This window comes from Paraburkholderia sp. GAS32, from assembly GCF_050434225.1.
Classification (GTDB): domain Bacteria; phylum Pseudomonadota; class Gammaproteobacteria; order Burkholderiales; family Burkholderiaceae; genus Paraburkholderia; species Paraburkholderia madseniana.
On record NZ_JBNPVS010000016.1, the window covers coordinates 1 to 16,881 of the forward strand.

General features: G+C 61.9%; 16 protein-coding genes. 2 read left to right on the forward strand and 14 right to left on the reverse strand.

What is annotated here, in order from left to right:
• Nucleotides 1–90: 90 nt before the first annotated feature.
• Complete coding sequence (locus P3T25_RS20060; RefSeq protein WP_429358768.1) at nt 91–1,248, reverse strand: serine hydrolase domain-containing protein; 1,158 nt, start codon at nt 1,246–1,248, stop codon at nt 91–93.
• Nucleotides 1,249–1,715: 467 nt separating this feature from the next.
• Here P3T25_RS20060 and P3T25_RS20065 point away from each other — a divergent pair, with 467 nt between their 5' ends.
• Both P3T25_RS20065 and P3T25_RS20070 read left to right on the forward strand, forming a co-directional pair.
• Nucleotides 1,716–2,978 carry an NAD(P)/FAD-dependent oxidoreductase gene (locus P3T25_RS20065; RefSeq protein ID WP_429358769.1) on the forward strand — a complete coding sequence of 421 codons (1,263 nt, stop codon included), beginning with the start codon at nt 1,716–1,718 and terminating at the stop codon, nt 2,976–2,978.
• Nucleotides 2,979–3,004: 26 nt separating this feature from the next.
• On the forward strand, nt 3,005–3,322 hold the full coding sequence (locus P3T25_RS20070) for a 2Fe-2S iron-sulfur cluster-binding protein (protein WP_171926215.1): 318 nt from the start codon (nt 3,005–3,007) through the stop codon (nt 3,320–3,322).
• Between the two features lie 71 nt (nt 3,323–3,393).
• Here the strand turns inward: P3T25_RS20070 and P3T25_RS20075 are convergent, their stop codons facing one another.
• The 13 genes from P3T25_RS20075 to P3T25_RS20135 all read right to left on the reverse strand — a co-directional run bounded on the left by P3T25_RS20075 (nt 3,394) and on the right by P3T25_RS20135 (nt 16,852).
• The gene (locus P3T25_RS20075; protein ID WP_429358770.1) at nt 3,394–3,972 is read right to left on the reverse strand and encodes a nuclear transport factor 2 family protein; all 579 of its coding nucleotides are present in this window, start codon (nt 3,970–3,972) and stop codon (nt 3,394–3,396) included.
• Nucleotides 3,969–4,805, reverse strand: coding sequence for an SDR family oxidoreductase (locus tag P3T25_RS20080; protein ID WP_154558371.1), 837 nt, complete (start codon nt 4,803–4,805; stop codon nt 3,969–3,971). The genes P3T25_RS20075 and P3T25_RS20080 overlap by 4 nt, the downstream gene beginning before the upstream one ends.
• A 36-nt stretch (nt 4,806–4,841) precedes the next feature.
• Complete coding sequence (locus tag P3T25_RS20085; protein WP_429358771.1) at nt 4,842–5,966, reverse strand: acyl-CoA dehydrogenase family protein; 1,125 nt, start codon at nt 5,964–5,966, stop codon at nt 4,842–4,844.
• Between the two features lie 2 nt (nt 5,967–5,968).
• Complete coding sequence (locus P3T25_RS20090) at nt 5,969–7,180, reverse strand: acyl-CoA dehydrogenase family protein (RefSeq protein WP_429358772.1); 1,212 nt, start codon at nt 7,178–7,180, stop codon at nt 5,969–5,971.
• Between the two features lie 94 nt (nt 7,181–7,274).
• Nucleotides 7,275–8,063, reverse strand: a complete 789-nt coding sequence (locus P3T25_RS20095; protein ID WP_308102506.1) for an enoyl-CoA hydratase/isomerase family protein — start codon at nt 8,061–8,063, stop codon at nt 7,275–7,277.
• A 55-nt stretch (nt 8,064–8,118) separates the two neighbouring features.
• Nucleotides 8,119–9,012 (reverse strand): crotonase/enoyl-CoA hydratase family protein, encoded by an 894-nt coding sequence (locus P3T25_RS20100; protein ID WP_429358773.1) that lies wholly within the window; start codon nt 9,010–9,012, stop codon nt 8,119–8,121.
• Nucleotides 9,013–9,054: 42 nt separating this feature from the next.
• Nucleotides 9,055–10,587 (reverse strand): class I adenylate-forming enzyme family protein, encoded by a 1,533-nt coding sequence (locus P3T25_RS20105; RefSeq protein WP_429358774.1) that lies wholly within the window; start codon nt 10,585–10,587, stop codon nt 9,055–9,057.
• 35 nt (nt 10,588–10,622) lie between these two features.
• Nucleotides 10,623–11,438: a 2-oxo acid dehydrogenase subunit E2 gene (locus P3T25_RS20110; RefSeq protein ID WP_429358775.1), complete on the reverse strand. Its 816-nt coding sequence runs from the start codon at nt 11,436–11,438 to the stop codon at nt 10,623–10,625.
• A 72-nt stretch (nt 11,439–11,510) separates the two neighbouring features.
• Nucleotides 11,511–11,741, reverse strand: coding sequence for a biotin/lipoyl-containing protein (locus P3T25_RS20115; protein ID WP_154558364.1), 231 nt, complete (start codon nt 11,739–11,741; stop codon nt 11,511–11,513).
• Between the two features lie 20 nt (nt 11,742–11,761).
• The gene (locus tag P3T25_RS20120) at nt 11,762–12,784 is read right to left on the reverse strand and encodes an alpha-ketoacid dehydrogenase subunit beta (protein WP_171926207.1); all 1,023 of its coding nucleotides are present in this window, start codon (nt 12,782–12,784) and stop codon (nt 11,762–11,764) included.
• A complete protein-coding gene (locus P3T25_RS20125; RefSeq protein ID WP_429358776.1) occupies nt 12,781–13,767 on the reverse strand; it encodes a thiamine pyrophosphate-dependent dehydrogenase E1 component subunit alpha in 987 nt (328 codons plus the stop codon). The genes P3T25_RS20120 and P3T25_RS20125 overlap by 4 nt, the downstream gene beginning before the upstream one ends.
• A 17-nt stretch (nt 13,768–13,784) precedes the next feature.
• Nucleotides 13,785–15,491 carry an FAD-binding protein gene (locus P3T25_RS20130; RefSeq protein WP_429358777.1) on the reverse strand — a complete coding sequence of 569 codons (1,707 nt, stop codon included), beginning with the start codon at nt 15,489–15,491 and terminating at the stop codon, nt 13,785–13,787.
• Between the two features lie 2 nt (nt 15,492–15,493).
• Nucleotides 15,494–16,852 (reverse strand): aromatic ring-hydroxylating oxygenase subunit alpha, encoded by a 1,359-nt coding sequence (locus P3T25_RS20135; protein ID WP_429358778.1) that lies wholly within the window; start codon nt 16,850–16,852, stop codon nt 15,494–15,496.
• Nucleotides 16,853–16,881 lie beyond the last annotated feature (29 nt).

Consider the following 16,881-nt stretch of genomic DNA (forward strand, 5'->3'; position numbering starts at 1 on the left):
TGTTCTCTACCGAAAGGGCCCGGGAAAAATTGGCCAAAGCCTACCCAGTACCGACCTCTGACAAACCGTCATAACCTCTGTGCAAAGGTACTAGTCCAGATTCAATGCTTCGCGGATCGCCCGCGCGACGGGCAGCAGAGGGTCTTCCTCGGGCGAAGTCGGATTAAACATCTTGTTGTGGCAAATCGCAACGGCCAGACCGGTATCCGGATCGGCCCAGCCAATCGAGTTGCCCTGCCCCGGATGGCATAAGGCGCGCGGCGATTGAACGGCGGTCACCGGCGGATGAGCGCCGCCGAACCAGAACCCACCGATGGTGATCGGAATCGGAAACCCGAACATCACCGGGTCAGGTTCTTCGCTGTTCGCCCGCGGCGTATTCAGCGTCGCGACGAGCTCTTTCGACAGCAACCGCACACCGTCAAGCTCACCGCCGCCCGCAAGCATCGCCCAGAAGCGCGCTTCGCTGCGTGCGTTGAATATGCCGCCAACCCCCGCCACTTCCGCGCGGCGCACATCGGCCCGCTCGAACACCGTTGGATTCAGCGCGACCTGCTCAGGCATCGAGGCGAGGAACAGCGGCGGCAGATATTCCACCGGCACCATTGCGTAAGTGAGCTTCGCGATACGTGGCTCGACTTCATCGGGGATACCGATCCAGAGGTCAGCGATGCCGAGAGGCGCTGCGATTTCCTCGCGCACGAAGCGTCCCAGCGAGCGCCCTTCCGGATCCGCCCGACGTACCAACTCGCCGATGATCCAGCCGAAGGTCATCGACAGATAGAGTGTTTTCGTTCCCGGCTCCGCCAACGGTTTCAGGTCGGCAATCGCCGTGGTCATCCACTGCCAGTCGCACATCCGTTCGGGCGTGACGCCGCCGGGCATCTGCGGCACGCACGCACGATGGGTCAGCACGTCTCGAACCGTCGTGCGCGCCTTGCCGTGCGCACCGTATTCGGGCCAGTAGCGTGTAACGGGTGCGTCGTAGTCGATGTGGCTCCGATCGGCCAGAATGTGCAGCGCGGTCGCCGCCACGGCCTTCGTGACTGAGTAGACGTTGAACAGTGTTTCGCCATCCACAAGACGTCCCGTCGCCTGATCCGCCACCCCGCTCCATGCATCTACGACCAGCTTGCCATCCAGATAGGCCGCCGCCTGGACGCCGATTTCGCCGCCCTCGCGAGTCGCATGGTCGAGCGCCTGCTGGACGATCGCAGTGATGTTCGAGGCTTGCGCCGTCAAGTTCATGCCATCAGTCCCTGATCAAAATTTCGCGTATGCAGGTTCGCGTCACGTTCGCAATACGCATCACGCCATGTCATCGTGCGTCCGCCATAATCAGATCGGCTGCGCGCCATGCCATGGCCATCATCGGGCCGTTCGTGTTGCCGGAAATCATCGTCGGCGTGACGGACAAGTCCAATGATGTGCAGTGCAGATGTTGCGGATCGCCACCCGCGACAGTTGCAAACCGAGGTGTTCACGCAGACCCCAAATTGAGTTCTAATATTCGAACTATGTTCGATTTAATGTTTTTGTGCAATAAGAATTTCCCGTCCCGAAACGCGAACGGGAACGGGGTGGCCGATAGGGAACCCGAGAGTTGACAGCCCGTCCGAATGGCGTTCACAATTGAGAATGTCATTCAAAAATAACAATTGTCGCCAGTGCGTCGCAGTCCGCACGATAGTCACACGGGACGGGAGTGAGCGTTTATGAGCACTGCAGCAACCCCAGAGGACATCGCACTGATTGTCGGTGCCGGCCACGCAGCGGGCGAGTGTGCAACCAGCATCCGGGATCAGGGCTGGACGGGCCGCATCGTGCTGATCGGAGAGGAGCCGCATCTGCCGTATCAACGCCCGCCATTGTCGAAGGCTTTTCTATCGGGCGAACTCAGCGCGGAACAGCTTTATTTAAAACCGAAGGCCACTTACGACAAGGCCCGGATCGAATTCATTCCTAATACCCGGGCCGAGCGCATCGACCGCGCGACGCATGTGGTGACCCTGTCGGACGGTCGCGAGATCGGTTATTCGAAGCTCGTAATCGCGACGGGTGGCCATGCTCGCAGGCTCGCATCGCCGGGCATCGAAGCGATCGAAAAGCAACCGAACTTTCACTACCTGCGCACGCTCGACCACGTCGCACGCATCCGCATGCAGTTCCATAAGGGGGCACGCCTCGTCATCATTGGCGGCGGGTACATCGGCCTCGAAGTCGCGGCTGTTGCAGTGAAGCGAGGGCTGCACGTGACCGTTCTCGAAGCATTACCTCGCGTGCTCGCCAGAGTCACGGCGCCGGAGCTTTCTGCGTTCTATGAACGGGTGCATCGCGAAGCCGGCGTCGATGTGCGCACCAGCACGGCGGTCAGCAGCTTCGAACTGGATGCATCCGGCGATGCGGTCGCAGCCGTGGTCTGTGCTGACGGTTCCCGCATTCCCGCCGATCTCGTCATCGTCGGTGTCGGCTTGCAACCCGCCACGGAACTGGCCAGCGCAGCGGGTCTCGCCGTGGATAACGGCATCGTGGTGGATGAGCACACCCGCACGTCCGACCCTGACATCTTCGCCATCGGCGACTGCACCAACCACCCCAACGGACTTCTGGGGCGGCGCTTGCGGCTGGAGTCCGTGCCCAATGCCATGGAGCAGGCGCGCACGGCAGCGGCCACGCTGTGTGGCAAGGAGCGCGTCTACAACAGTGTGCCGTGGTTCTGGTCCGATCAATATGACCTGAAACTGAAGATGGTCGGCCTGTCGCAGGGTTATGACGAACTTGTCATGCGCGGTGCGCCTGAAAGCCGTTCGTTCTCCGCGTTTTATCTGAAAGATGGCGTGATGCTTGCGGCCGACACCGTTAGCCGTCCGCAGGAATTCATGCTGGCCAAGCGTTTCGTCGGCGAGAAGATTCCAGTGCGCGCCACCGACCTCGCAGACGATTCGATCCCGCTCAAAAGCCTGCTCCCCGCAGCCTGATTGATCATATTCACTCCAGCTACATCATGCCCATCATTCGATTCGTTCAACCGGACGGCCATGAAACCACTGCGACGGCCAACATCGGCGAATCCGTCATGCAAACCGCCGTCAGTCACCAGGTGCCGGGGATTCTGGGGGATTGCGGCGGCAGTTGCAGCTGCGCGACCTGTCATGCATACGTCGACGAAGCGTGGGTCAACCACATGCCGCCCGCCGAGCCGTATGAGATCGACATGCTGACGTGCGCGATGGACGTGCGGGAAAACAGCCGCCTGACGTGTCAGATCAATGTCACGCCGGAACTCGACGGTCTGGTGGTTCGCCTGCCCGGCGCGGCCTGAAAGCGGTGCGGTGGGCGCGCTTGCGCTGTCCACCATCACCAGCCCTTCGCCGCTTTGTGAAGTGGAGTGAATCAGGGCGAACGCGTCAGCACACCGATCGCGGCCGGTTCAACCGCCTCCCAGAAAGACGCCCAGGTCGGAAACGACTGTGGCAGGCGCGGCTGGTATTTGTCGCTCTCGTACTTGCCGGGCCAGTTCTGTAAACGCGGCGTCCCCGGGCGCTCCAGCCAGTCGGTCGAATACCAGTGGCGTTCGTCGCGGCGTTCGAAATACCACGTCCCCTCGCGCCGTACGTAGTGGTCAAAATAGCAGATCGCCATGACCACCCAATGACCATTGTCCTCATGCTCGGCGCGGCAATACACCTGACCTGTCGCATGATCTGCATCGACCAGGTCGATCGCATGTCCGCAGATCTGGTGAATGCTGCGGTAGAAGCTGCGCAGGATATGCTCCGACCCATAGAATGTTTTCAGCGCGGCACGCCCTACACCCCACCGCCCGCAATTCACGTCGTCGGTAAAGAGCGCGATAAGGCTGTCCAGATCGCGCGAATCGACGGCAAGCGCGTAGCGCATGGGCAATTGCTGGATCGCCAGTTGCGCCTCGATACGGTCGATTCGAGCAAGCAGATCGGCATCGATGGTCATGTCGTCCTCTTCGCGCCGACCGTCACACCGCCAGCGGTGCGGGCGCGAATTTCATCGGCGTAGTACGGTTGATGCGACAGCAGCCCACCGTCCACGTTGATGATTTGCCCGGTGACAAAAGCGGCCTCATCGGACGCCAGGTAGACCACCGCATGTGCCACGTCTTCCGGCTTCCCGAGGCGCGGGGTGAGATGATGGCTCAGCATCATCTCACCCACGGGTCCCGCGTAATGGCCTATTGTTGCCGGCGTCACGATCAGGCCGGGCGCAATTGCGTTGCAGCGAATGCCCTCTTTGCCGTGCTGAGCGGCCACGTAACGCGTCAATGCTTCGATGCCCGCCTTGCACACACCGTAAGCGCTATAGCCGAGCGCACCGGCCTGAGCCGCGCCCGACGACGTATTGATGATCGAGCCGCCTCCGCGCGCCCGCATCAGCGGGATGGCATAACGTGACGCCAGCATGGTGCCGCGCAGGTTGATGCGCATCGTGTCGTCCCAGACAGAGACATCGACGGCTTCTACGGCGGCATCGACGGTGCTCGACAGCGAGGTGGCCGCCGCATTGTTGTGCAGCACGTCAAGGCCGCCCCAGGTTTCGACGGTAAGCGCAAACAACGCCGCTATTGATGCCTCGTCGCCGATATCGACCCGCGCGGCAATCGCCCGGCCGCCCTGCTGCTCGATACGCTGGGCCTGCGCCACGGCGCCGTCGAAATCCCGGTCCGCCACGACCACCCGCCCGCCTTCAGCAGCCAGCATCGCGGCACACGCCGCACCGATACCGGACGCCGCGCCCGTGACGATGGCGATCCTGTCTTTGACTCGTAACATAAGCGCTATTCCTTCTGATTGGACACGTGGCCCGATTCAATGCGGCGCGGCGAAGCGCGCGAGGTGAAAGTCGATGTCGCCGAACAGCTTTTCCATCATCGTCATCTTGCGGAAGTAATGGCCGACCTGATATTCCTCGGTGATCCCCATACCACCATGCAGCTGAATACCCTGCGCACAGACGAAACGGCTTGCCCGGCCGGCGACCGCCTTGCCCGCCGAGATGACGCGGCTGCGTTCCGTTGCCGGCCGATCCAGGTGCGCGATGCCGCAGTAGAGTATCGAGCGGGTCTCCTGCACGGCGACAAACATTTCGGCCATACGATGCTGCAGCGCCTGAAATTTGCCGATCGGCTGACCAAACTGCACGCGAGCCTTGATGTATTCGGCGGTGATGTCCATCACGGCTTCCATCACGCCGAGCATCTCGGCTACGCTCGCTAGCGTAGCGAGTCCGGTCGCCACCTCGAGCACTTCGCGGGCGCGATCGGAGGCAACCAGCAACGAGGACGCATCCAGTTCGACGTCGCGAAACTCAATGTCCGCGGCACAAGTTCCATCGAGCAGACGATATGTCCGGCAGGTCACGCCCGCCGCACGGCGGTCCAGCACGAAAATCGCGACGTCTTCCGCTTGCTCGTTCAGGCGCGCGGTCACCAGCAACTGGTCCGCCGAACCGCCCGCCATCACCAGCGTCTTGGCTCCGCTCAGCAAATAGCCAGCAGCCGTCTTGCGTGCGACTGTACGATCACCGCAGCCCAGCTTGAACCGTGAGCCCGCTTCGCTGTCGGCCAGCGCGAGCAGCAGCCGGCCTTCGATCACTGCCGGCAGGAGCGCCTGCCGTTTGGCATCCGAGCCGCTACGGTCAATGATGGCCGAACACAGAAGCGCGGTTTGCACGAAAGGCTCGAGCACCATGCCGCGCCCGAATGCTTCCATCACAATGGCAGTTTCGACAAACGAGCAGGCAAGACCGCCGACATCCTCAGGCAGCATCAGGCCGAGCCAGCCGAGGTCAGCATAGTCCTGCCAGCGCGCGCGGCTAAAACCCTCTTCGCTTGCGGCAATCTCGCGGCGCGTTTCGAATCCATACTCCTGCTGAATGAACCGGTCCACGCCGTCCTTCAGCATCAATTGTTCTTCGGAGAGGTTGAAGTCCATGGTCAAAGTCCAAAGGCGAGACGGGCAATAATGTTTTTCTGCACCTCCCGCGCACCGCCGTAAATGGTCGACGCGCGGCCGATGAGGTAGCCGGTCGTGCGGCCTGCCACGTAGCCGGGCCATGCGTCATCGTCGTCGGCTAACGGATCGTCGAAGCGCCAGTCATCGTGCTGCTGGAACCGCATGCTGCGCGGACCGAGCGCATCAATCTGCAGCTCCGTGACGCGCTGCTGCATCTCCGAGCCACTGATCTTGAGCGCCGACACCACCGCGTCGAGATTGCGCGTGCTCCTTTCCTCGGCCAGGATTCGTAACACCGACCATTCGAGCGCCAGCAGATCCACTTCGACCGACGCCAGCTTGCGGGCAAATTCTGCAGTGTCGATCAGACGCACGCCGTCCACCATTTCCCTTTCGGCGATGCTTTTGGCGCGCTGCAATTCCCGTTTGTTGAAATAGAGAAACGCGCTGGTGGTGCGCTCCTTTTCGAGCAGATATTTCGCGTAAGTCCAACCCATGCCCGCCTCGCCAACCAGGTGTGTGCGTGGCACGCGAACGTTCTCGAGAAAGACCTCGTTCAGGCCCGTTCCGCCTTCGATCGAAACGATCGGGCGCACGGTGATCCCAGGCGTATCCATTTTGACGAGCAGAAACGAGATGCCGCGCTGCGGCTTGACCGTCGTGTCCGTCTTGACGAGGAAGAAGCCCCATTCGGCAATCGAGGCGTCGCTGGTCCAGATCTTCTGACCGTTGATCACATATTCGTCACCGTCAAGGACCGCGGTGGTCTTGAGACCCGCCAGGTCCGAGCCCGCATTCGGCTCCGAAAAACCCTGACACCAGAACTCGTCCCCGGAAAGAATGGCGGGTAGAAAACGCTTCTTCTGCCAGTCCGAGCCGAACGCGATGATGACGGGCGCCACCATGTGGGTTGCCTGCCAGCCGTAGTCCATCGCGTCCGCGTTGTACAGCTCTTCCATGAAGATATGCTTGCGAAAGGCTGCCCAGCCGGTGCCGCCGTGTTCCACCGGCCAATGTGGTGCGCCCCACCCGCGCTGATGCAGAATACGCTGCCACGTACGAATGTCTTCCTTCAACGGAGGATGCGCCCCGATCGTCCAGCGATGCGCAATCGCGGCGGGCAACTGCTCCCTGAAAAACTGCCGGACTTCCTGACGAAACGCTTCGTCCTCCGGGGTGTACTCGAAGTGCATGCCTGATTCCTCCTGCTATGTCCCCATGCGCGCGTCCACCGAAGGTCGCACTGTCTCGCGGCCGCCGCCCGCTTGCGCCGGTTATTCAATCGACCTAGTGCCCCTTGAAGGAGGGGGTGCGTTTTTCCCGCGCGGCGACCCGTCCCTCGGCGGCATCGTCGGAATTCACCGCGAGCGCAACGGAATTCAACTCGTGCACGAGGAACTCTTCCATGCTGCCGGCGTTCAGGCGGAAGAGTTGTTTGGTCAGTCCGATCGAGAACGTCGGCATGGCCGCCAGTTCGGCGGCGAGCGCTTTGGCGGCATCCATGAGGCCCGCGTCCTCGACGACACGGCTTGCCAGTCCCGCCTCGAACGCCTCCTGTCCGGTCAGCCTGCGATTGAGATACATGATCTCCTTCGCGCGAAATTCTCCGCAGTGGCGGGCAAGCAGATGCACCATGCCGCCTTCGGGCAAGGTTGCGCGCATCAGAAAGGCCGGAATGAACTGCGCCGTGTCCGACACCAGAAGCTGGTCGGCGCACAGCGCAAAACTCCAGGCAATGCCGACCGCGACACCTCGCACCGCCGCGACCACCGGCTTATTGAGGTTGTAGAGCTTCAAGGCAACCTGCTGATAAACCGCCATCGATTGGCGCGCGTGCGACACGCTCATCGGCGGCGGCGCCGCGCCACTGCCCTTGATATCGGCACCGGCGCAAAAGGCCCGCCCTGCGCCCGTCAGAATGACCGCACGGATTTCCGGATCACGTTCGATGCGATCAAGATGCTCGATCAGCATGCTCAGCATGTCCGGCGTCAACGCGTTGAGCTTCTCCGGACGATTCAGACAGAGCGTGGCAACCGCGTCCTTCACTGAAAGTTCGACATCCATGGTTTTCATGTCTTAAGTGAGTCAGCCGGATGGCTCCGGGTCCCCCGCATGGTGCAGGGACGTTTCATTCGCCGCGTGCACGCAGCTTGATCACGCCGTCCCCGAAAGGCTCGTCGCGGCGCTTGAGCGCTTCCTTCAGGCCATTGGCTTCCATATCCGCCTTGAATTGCGCACGCCGTGGGCCCTGGCTCTGATGGGCACGCGCGTCGTTCTCGACAGCAAGGCGTTGCAGCGTGCGTGCGCCCGCCAGTTCAAGCCCGAGATTCACAATCCGTTTGTTCGCGGAGAGCAGATCGGCGTCGACGAACGACAGCCGACGCGCGAGTTCCGCAACCTCGGCTTCAAGTTCTTCCGCGGGTACGGCGTCCATCACGAGACCGATCTTTGCCGCATCGCGGCCGGTGAGCGAATCCCCGGACAGCAACAGGCGTTTCGCCCACTGTGGCCCCACGTGATAGAACCACATGTGCGCCGGCGGCGAGCCGTTGGCGCGCGTCGCGGGAAAGCCGATCCGCGCGTTGTCCGCGGCCAGCACCATGTCGCAGGCCAGCGCGAGGTCGGTGCCGCCCGCAAGGCAGTTGCCGTGAACCTGCGCGATGATCGGCTTGTGCACGTCCGCCATGATGTTCACAGTTTCCGCCTGCCGTTCCATCGACCAGCAGTCGTCATCGAAGCTTCGTACCGTGCCCCGGTATTCCCCCGGATCGACCTGCTCCGCCGCGCGATCCGAATAGGTGGTGACGAGGTCATAACCGGCGCAGAAGTCCTTGCCGGCGCCACGCAAGACGATCACGTTCACCGACTTCAGATCGTCCGCCTCGAGCAGCGCCTCTTTCAGCTCGCGCAGCAGGACACCATTAATCGCATTGCGTTTGTCCGGACGATTCAGCGTGATTCGCGCCACGCGCTCGGCGACCTCGAATTGAACGCATTCCGTGCTTTGGAGCCATTTGCTCATGATTCACTCTCATTCGAAGTAGGCGGCATGGCTGCCACGCGTTCAGCGGCCGAACCGCTGGCGCAATACAACCTTGCTGATCTTTCCGGTAGGCAGCCGCGGGAGCTCGTCGACGAATTCAACCGATTTCGGGCATTTGTAGCCGGCGATCAGCTCGCGGCAAAACGCGATCAGTTCAGCCTCCTGTACCGTCTCGCCCGGCCGGAGCACAACGATGGCCTTCACGCATTCACCCCATTTTTCATGGGGTGCGCCGATCACTGCCGCGTCGATCACGAACGGATGCTGCAGCAGGGCGTTCTCCACTTCGCGGCTGTAGATGTTTTCGCCGCCCGAGATAATCATGTCCTTCTTGCGGTCCACCAGGAAGACATAACCGCTGCTGTCCTGAAAGCCCATGTCGCCGCTGCGATACCAGCCGTCGCGCAAGGCGTCGATCGTCGCCACGCTGTTGTTCCAGTATCCGCTCAGTTGAGTCGCCGAGCGCAGCCACACTTCGCCGGTCTGGCCCTGCGGCAGGTCAAGGCCGCTATCGTCCACAATGCGCAGTTCGATCCCGGGACAGGGATGGCCGACCGACGCCAGACGCCGGACTTCTTCCGCTGTGCCATCTGGCCGCACTTCATGAGACGGCAGCCAGCAGGCGTTGCTCTCGGTCATGCCATACTGGACCGAGAACACCGGGCCCAGCACTTCGATGCCGCGCTTGAGGAGCGGCACCGGCACCGGCGCGGCTGCCGTTGTGATGTTCTCGATACTCGACAGATCGTACGAGGACAATTCGGGTATATCGAGCAAGGCCTGCAGCATGGCGGAGACAAGGAACGTGAACGTGATGCGCTCGGCCTGGATCGTCTCCAGCATCGCCTTCGGCTCGAAACTGCGATGCAGTACGGTCGTTCCGCCCAGCCACGCAACCGCGTTCACAAAGCCAATGCCGCCCACGTGAAACGCCGGTGTGGTCTGCAGCACCCTCGAGTGTCCGGAAAATTCGGTGACCAGCGCACAGCTATCCGCCGTGGCGCACATCGCGCGATGCGTGCGGACTACCCCCTTCGGGTGCCCGGTTGTGCCGCTCGTGTAGATCAGATACGCGAAGTCGTCGGGTCGCGAGCGAATCGGCGGCCCGTCAGGCGAGCCGGCTTCCATCGCGGATTCGAATGATGTCGCCCATGACGGCGCGTCGCCGATGCAGATATAACATTCAACATCGGGCAACTGCGGACGCAGGGCGTCCACCAGCGCAGCATATTGCGCTTCGAAGACAAGCGCTTTCGGTGCCGCGTCCTTCACGATGTGCAGGATTTCCGCAGGCGCCAGGCGGAAGTTGACGGTGGCGAGCAGAAAGCCGGCCCATTCGCAGGCACGGTAGGTCTCGTAGTACTCGGCGCAATTCATCGCCAGCACCGCGACCCGGTCCTGCCGACGCAACCCTTGCCGATACAACGCATCAGAGAAACGGCGAGCGCGCTCCGCCATCTCGCCATGAGTCACACGCCGGTCGCCAAACACCAACGCTTCCCTGTCCGCATGGAAACGCGCATTGCGCTCTATCATCTCCCCAAGCGTTTTCATCTCGATCCTGTCGTTGTCGGTTGGGTGTCTGCGGTTCAGGCTGCAAGTGCCTGAGGGTCGGCGAGCAGCGTGGCAATCAAGGCCGTAAAGCGCGCCGCATCCGCACCGTTGATGACCCGGTGGTCGTAGCTCAGCGAAAGCGGCAGCGTCTTGCGCCAGTCCACGCCGCCATCGTCTGAGGCTTGCGGCATCAGCCGGGTTTTCGTCACCCCGAGAATTGCCACTTCGGGGGCGTTGATGATCGGCGTGAAACCCGTACCGCCAATCCCTCCGAGCGAACTGATCGAAAAGCAGCCGCCCGACATCTCCGCCATCGAAAGACCTTTCTCTCGCGCCTTCGACGACACCGCCGTCAGTTCCGCCGCCAGCTCCAGAATGCTCTTTTTGTCGCAATCGCGCAGCACCGGCACCAGCAGGCCGAAACGTGTATCCACCGCCACGCCGATGTGAAAGTACTTCTTCAGCACTAGGTTCTTGCCGTCGCCATCCAGCGAAGCATTGAACTGCGGAAACGCCTGCAGCGCGCGCACGGCCGCCTTGATGAGGAACACCAGCGGCGTCAGCTTCATCGTCGCGCCGCCGTCGTTGTATGCCTTGCGAAAAACCTCGAGGTTCGTGATATCCGCGTCATCCTGATGGGTCACGTGCGGAATCGTCAGCCAGTTACGCGACAAAAATGCACCGGTCAGCTTCTGGATGCGGGAAACCGGCTTGACCTCGATCTCGCCGAACTCGGCGAAATCGACCTGCGGCCATGGCGGCAGATGCGCACCGATCCCGGCTTGCGCCGGACCGGTCGCCGCGGCAGGCGCTGCAGCGGGTGCTGGGGAGGAAACGGATTCGACGCTCATTGCAGATGCCTCGCTAGACTGTTTCGACCAGGATGAATGATGAATGACGAGTGACGGATACCGGGTGCCGGCTCAGACGATTTCCGCCAGTACCGTGCCGACCGGATACACCTCGCCTATCTGGGCGACGATCCGCAGCGTTCCCGACGCCGGCGACTCGACCTCCTGCACCGATTTGTCGCTCTCCAGCGCATAGAGGGCCTGGCCTTCGGCAACTGTCGCGCCGTCCTCCAGGAGCCATTCGGTCAGCGTGCCTTCGTTCATCGAAAAGCCCAGCTTCGGAAGCAAAACCTGTGTGGTCATAAGTGCACTCTTCAGGATGATTAAAGTCCGGATACGGCTCGCGAACCCGTGTCGTCGAGCGTTGCGCGAATCGCGGCCTCGATCTGCGCCGCGCCCGGTACAAAGGCGTCTTCGAGCGGCTTCGAAAACGGCACCGGGCAAAACTGCGAGCCGACCCGCTGCACGGGCGCCTTGAGCGACCGAAACAGCGATTCATAAATGCGCGAGGCTATTTCCGCGCCGACACCGAACGGCTTGACCGCTTCGTGCACGACAACGGCGCGGCCCGTTTTGGCCACCGAGGTCAGGATCGTATCCATATCAAGCGGGGAGATCGTGCGCAGGTCGATCACTTCGCACGAGATTCCGGTCGTACCGAGCTGGGCCGCCACGGCCATCACGTCGTGCACGCGGCGGCTATAGGTGATAACCGTCACGTCCGTGCCGTCGCGCACCACGTTGGCCTTGCCAAGCGGAATGCGCACACCACGCTCCGGCGCCTTGCCCGGGTTCCAGTAGCTCGGCAGGTTCTCGATGAAGAGGCACGGGTCGTCATCTTCGATACAAGAAAGCATCAGCCCATAGGCATCCGCGGGCGTGGACGGCGCGACCACCTTGATGCCCGCGACGTGCGCGAACCACGCCTCCAGATAGTCGGCGTGCTGGCCACCGGTACCGAAGCCGGCGCCGGTCATCGTGCGGATCACAAGCGGCACATGCGTCTGGCCGCCCGACATGAAGCGCAACTTCGCCGCGTGATTGACGATCATGTCCATCGCGACCGTCGTAAAGTTCATCAGCATGATCTCGGCTACCGGACGCATGCCGACGATTGCCGCGCCGATCGCCGCCCCGATGATGGCCTGCTCCGAAATGGGCGTGGATCTGACACGCGATGTGCCATATTTCGACGACAGCCCTTTGGTCACACCGACAATGCCGCCCTCCTGGCCGTCGGCCACGTCCTCGCCGAGCACAATGACGTTGGCATCGGCGGCCATCGCATCGTCAAGCGCGAGGTTGACCGCCTGAATCGTATTGATGTCAGTCTGTGTCTGGTTCATGCCGGCACCTCGTCTTTGAAGATGTCGCGCCGCAGTTCGGCGACCTCAGGATAGGCGCTCGTCAGCGCGAACTCGACTGCCGCATCGATTTCGGCGTTGTGCGCTGCTTCCATCTCCGCCAGTTGCGCTTCAGTTGCATGTTTCGCCGCGATCAACCATGCGCGGAACAGCGGCACCGGATCTTTCGCCATCCACGCCGCTTTCTCATGCTCGTCCATGTAGGCATCCGGATCGCCGAACACGTGGCCGTAGAAGCGAAACGTATTCGCTTCGATCAGCGTGGGGCCACCGCCGTCGCGGGCCCGTTCGATGGCCTCGCGCGCCACCCGATGCATCGCGATGGGATCGTTGCCGTCAACCGTGATGCCGGGCATCTGATACGCCACCGCGCGTTGCGCGATGTTCGGCACTGACGTCCCGTATGCGTATTTCGTGTGTTCGGCATAGCCGTTGTTCTGGCAGACGAAAACAACCGGCAGTTTCCAGACCGACGCCATATTCAGCGACTCGTGAAAAGCGCCGATATTGGCCGCGCCGTCGCCGAAATAGGCGACAGCCACGCGCGGTTCACCCCGGATCTGCGCGGCAAGAGCCAGGCCGTTCGCGATGGGCATCGAACTGCCCACAATGCCGGTGGTTACCATCACGCCGGACGCAGGATGGGTCACATGCATCGGGCCGCCCTTGCCTTTGCAGGTGCCGGTGACACGCCCCCCGAGTTCGGCCCAGAGATCCTTGAGCGGCACACCCTTGGCGATCATGTCATGCACGCCGCGATAGATCGTGCAGATGTAGTCGTCATTGCTCAGGCAGACGGACACCGCGGAAGGAATCGCCTCCTGGCCGCGCGGCGAGTAATAAGGCATGACCAGCTTGCCGGACTTGATCACTGCACGAAAACGCTCGTCGTTCTGCTTGATGAGTGTCATCCGCCGATAGATATCGATCAGCACTTCACTGCTGGGCGGTTGCTGGACTTTCATGCGAAGCTCTCCTTCGATCACCAGATCGTTTGGGCGCCGCTGGCATGCAGCGCGGCGATGTAACCGAATACGAACGACGCGCCAATGCTGCTGCCCGCGCCCGGATAGCAGCGGCCCACCACGGACGCCGTGCAGTTGCCCGTCGCGTAGAGCCCTGGAATCAGCGACCCGTCTTCTTTCAGCACGCGGGCGTACTCGTCCGTCACGAGCCCACCGGCCGTGCCGACGTCGCCGGGGTACATACGGACCGCGTAAAACGGCGCCTGTTCGATCGGACCGAGATTCGGATTCGGCTTGATCGTCGGGTCGCCGTGACAGCGGTCGAAGGCTCGCGAGCCGCGTCCGTAATCGCTGTCCACCCCCGCCGCGCAGAAACCGTTGAAACGCGTCACGGTCTCCTGTAAGCCTGCAGCGTCGATACCGCATTTCGCCGCCAGCTCTTCGATCGATCCGGCCTTGATCATGTAGCCGCTATCGAGCCATTGCTGCGGAATCTGCCCCTGCATCGCCGAACCCCAGGGGTAATACTTGCGCTGACGGCTGTCCATTACGACCCACGCGGGAACGGCTTTACCCGTCTCCTTCTGACGCCGGTACATGCGTTGCCCGATCTCCATGTAGGCGCCGGCTTCGTCGCAAAAGCGCTGGCCGTCCTGGTCGACCATGATCGAAAACGGCAGCGACAGATCGAGGTGGTGCATGAAGGGCAGCGGCGAGCCGTCCGGCGCGCGCGCACCCTCGGGCAACGTCTCATTGGGACCGAGCGAAGTCACGACCCACCACGCCTCTTCCATGCAATCGACGGCTGCGCCGAGACCCACAGCGGCTTCCAGCACTTCGCCGGTGTCGCCCGGATTGGCGTTCGTCCAGTTGCTCGACGACGGTTGCGGCTGATATTTGCGGCGCATTTCGGCGTTATGTGAAAAGCCGCCGGCGTTCAACAGCACGCCCTCGCGCGCGTGCACGCGCATTTCGCGCCCGTTGCGGATCGCGACCACCCCCGTGACACGGCCGTCCTCAACGATCAACTCGCCCACAGGCGTATCGGTCCAGATAGGAATATCGGCACGCAGCGCCATTTGCAGCATGCGCCCCTGAAGCGCGGCACCGTTCGAAACCAGCTCTTTACCTGTGATCTTCTGATACAGCATGCGGCCCGCGAGCTGCATTGCCTTGCGTTTGCCACCCCACGTGCGCTTTAGCAGGAACAACTCGGTAAACTCATTGGAGTTGGCCGGGATCGACGGGCCCTTGTATCGCGAAAGCTTCGGCGCCCACTCGCCCAGTTCCCTGATGTCGAACAGTTTGGCCAGCAGCGAGCGGCCACGCGGCTCACCGCCCGGCAGCGTGTCGTAGTAGTCCGACCAGCCGTCCGCATAGACAAACTGCATACCCTGCTGTTCGAGGAACTCGGCCATCTTCGGGCCCGTGCGCAAATACGCCTCACGACGTGCCGGCGATGTTCCGGGGCCCTGATAGGCGACCGCGGCATCGAAATATTGTCGCGCACGTTCGTAGGAGTCATTCACGCCGTGGCGCTTCATCACGTGATTGTTCGGCAACCACCAGACGCCGCCGGAATACCCCGTTGAGCCGCCTACTTTGCCCTGCTTCTCAAGGATGAGCGCCTCTTTGCCTGCGGTCTTGCACGCAAGTGCAGCGCACATCGAACCGCCGCCGCTGCCAACCACGACGAAGTCATAGCTTGCATCCCAGACAGCCATGCTCAATCCCCTTGCGCAATGAATTCCCGCAATGCGCGGTGGAAATTGGACACAGACGTCTCCTGAAGCGGGTTTGTGCGCGACCCCTTGAAACCCCGCGATTTCATACCTTGCTGCACATTCGTCATGTTCTGAAAGTCCTGCCAAAGGATCAGACCGAAATTCTCGATTGCGTTCTGCTTCCAGTCGTCGACGCCGTGGTAGATCTCGCGCTTTAGCGGTGGCTCCGCACCCGGCGCATAGCGAACCAGCGACCAGATGTCGTAAATGCAGGAATCCGGATTGTCGCCGTCGGGCCGCGCGCGGTAGAACAGCGCACCGTCGGGGTAAGGCAGGAAAATCAGATTCGGGAACACGTGCCAGTCGGCGCCCGCACGTCCCATCTGCTCGAACGAGATGTCAGGCCAGCCCGCCCCTTCGGCCACGGCCGCTTCGCGCTGGAACTCCATGGCCTTCGCCAGCACCTCGAACTGGTTGCCGCTCGGCGCCATCTCGGTCAGCAGACGTTTGGAAGCTTCGTAGTCGCGCGCCGAGTTGATCGCCTTCAGCGTGTCTTCCATCACCTTGAAGAAATTGACCAGGCCTTGTCGCACGTCTTCGGGCATCGGCTTGCCGGTACGCGGTGAGGGGGCGCCGATAAAGCGCGTGGCCGTCGCGTAACCGAACATGCCGTGGCGTCCATAAGGAAAGCTGCGAGTCACATCGTCGCCGGCGACATCGAGGAGTTGCGGGTGCGTGGCCGAGACGTGATAGCCCTCGTTGAACGCCTCCAGCGCGACCTTCCAGTTGCACGGCAGCCGGATCGACTTGTACCAGCGGTAGCGCATCTTTTCAAACTCGAAGCAGTCCGTGATTTCAGGTACCGGTTCGAGAAATTTAGCGAGCGGTTCCGCGTCGGGATCCATGTTGATAAATACGAATCCACCCCACGTGTCCACCCGCACTTCCTGCAGCCGCAGATCGCTGTCGGCCATGTCGGGGCAGCCTTCCCAATCGCCGCGATCGAGCACGCGTGCGATGCTGCCGTCAAGATTCCACTGCCAGCCGTGGAAGTTGCAATGAAACTTTGCCGCCTTGCCGCAACCATTGGTCAGACGCCGGCCACGATGCTGGCAAACGTTGTAGTAGGCTTTGATCCGGTCGGCCGCCGTGCGCACCACGATGATCGACTCACCGATTACATCGAACGTGACATAGTCGCCTACCGCGGGAATCTCCTCGAGCCGGCATGCCACCTGCCACACGCGCGGCCACAGGTTGCGCGTTTCCTGGTCGAGGAACTGCTTCGACAGGTAGCTATCCTTGGGGACAAAATCGAGGCGGACCGGATGCTCACCCGAACCGGAATTCGTGTCACGCATTGATATCTCCTTCATGGTTTCGTCGGCTC

What these genes read in the sequence shown, in the direction of transcription:
- P3T25_RS20060 (WP_429358768.1), bottom strand. Translation starts at nt 1,248, where the DNA reads ATGAACTTGACGGCGCAAGCCTCGAACATCACTGCGATCGTCCAGCAG.
- P3T25_RS20065 (WP_429358769.1), top strand. Translation starts at nt 1,716, where the DNA reads ATGAGCACTGCAGCAACCCCAGAGGACATCGCACTGATTGTCGGTGCC.
- P3T25_RS20070 (WP_171926215.1), top strand. Translation starts at nt 3,005, where the DNA reads ATGCCCATCATTCGATTCGTTCAACCGGACGGCCATGAAACCACTGCG.
- P3T25_RS20075 (WP_429358770.1), bottom strand. Translation starts at nt 3,972, where the DNA reads ATGACCATCGATGCCGATCTGCTTGCTCGAATCGACCGTATCGAGGCG.
- P3T25_RS20080 (WP_154558371.1), bottom strand. Translation starts at nt 4,805, where the DNA reads ATGTTACGAGTCAAAGACAGGATCGCCATCGTCACGGGCGCGGCGTCC.
- P3T25_RS20085 (WP_429358771.1), bottom strand. Translation starts at nt 5,966, where the DNA reads ATGGACTTCAACCTCTCCGAAGAACAATTGATGCTGAAGGACGGCGTG.
- P3T25_RS20090 (WP_429358772.1), bottom strand. Translation starts at nt 7,180, where the DNA reads ATGCACTTCGAGTACACCCCGGAGGACGAAGCGTTTCGTCAGGAAGTC.
- P3T25_RS20095 (WP_308102506.1), bottom strand. Translation starts at nt 8,063, where the DNA reads ATGAAAACCATGGATGTCGAACTTTCAGTGAAGGACGCGGTTGCCACG.
- P3T25_RS20100 (WP_429358773.1), bottom strand. Translation starts at nt 9,012, where the DNA reads ATGAGCAAATGGCTCCAAAGCACGGAATGCGTTCAATTCGAGGTCGCC.
- P3T25_RS20105 (WP_429358774.1), bottom strand. Translation starts at nt 10,587, where the DNA reads ATGAAAACGCTTGGGGAGATGATAGAGCGCAATGCGCGTTTCCATGCG.
- P3T25_RS20110 (WP_429358775.1), bottom strand. Translation starts at nt 11,438, where the DNA reads ATGAGCGTCGAATCCGTTTCCTCCCCAGCACCCGCTGCAGCGCCTGCC.
- P3T25_RS20115 (WP_154558364.1), bottom strand. Translation starts at nt 11,741, where the DNA reads ATGACCACACAGGTTTTGCTTCCGAAGCTGGGCTTTTCGATGAACGAA.
- P3T25_RS20120 (WP_171926207.1), bottom strand. Translation starts at nt 12,784, where the DNA reads ATGAACCAGACACAGACTGACATCAATACGATTCAGGCGGTCAACCTC.
- P3T25_RS20125 (WP_429358776.1), bottom strand. Translation starts at nt 13,767, where the DNA reads ATGAAAGTCCAGCAACCGCCCAGCAGTGAAGTGCTGATCGATATCTAT.
- P3T25_RS20130 (WP_429358777.1), bottom strand. Translation starts at nt 15,491, where the DNA reads ATGGCTGTCTGGGATGCAAGCTATGACTTCGTCGTGGTTGGCAGCGGC.
- P3T25_RS20135 (WP_429358778.1), bottom strand. Translation starts at nt 16,852, where the DNA reads ATGCGTGACACGAATTCCGGTTCGGGTGAGCATCCGGTCCGCCTCGAT.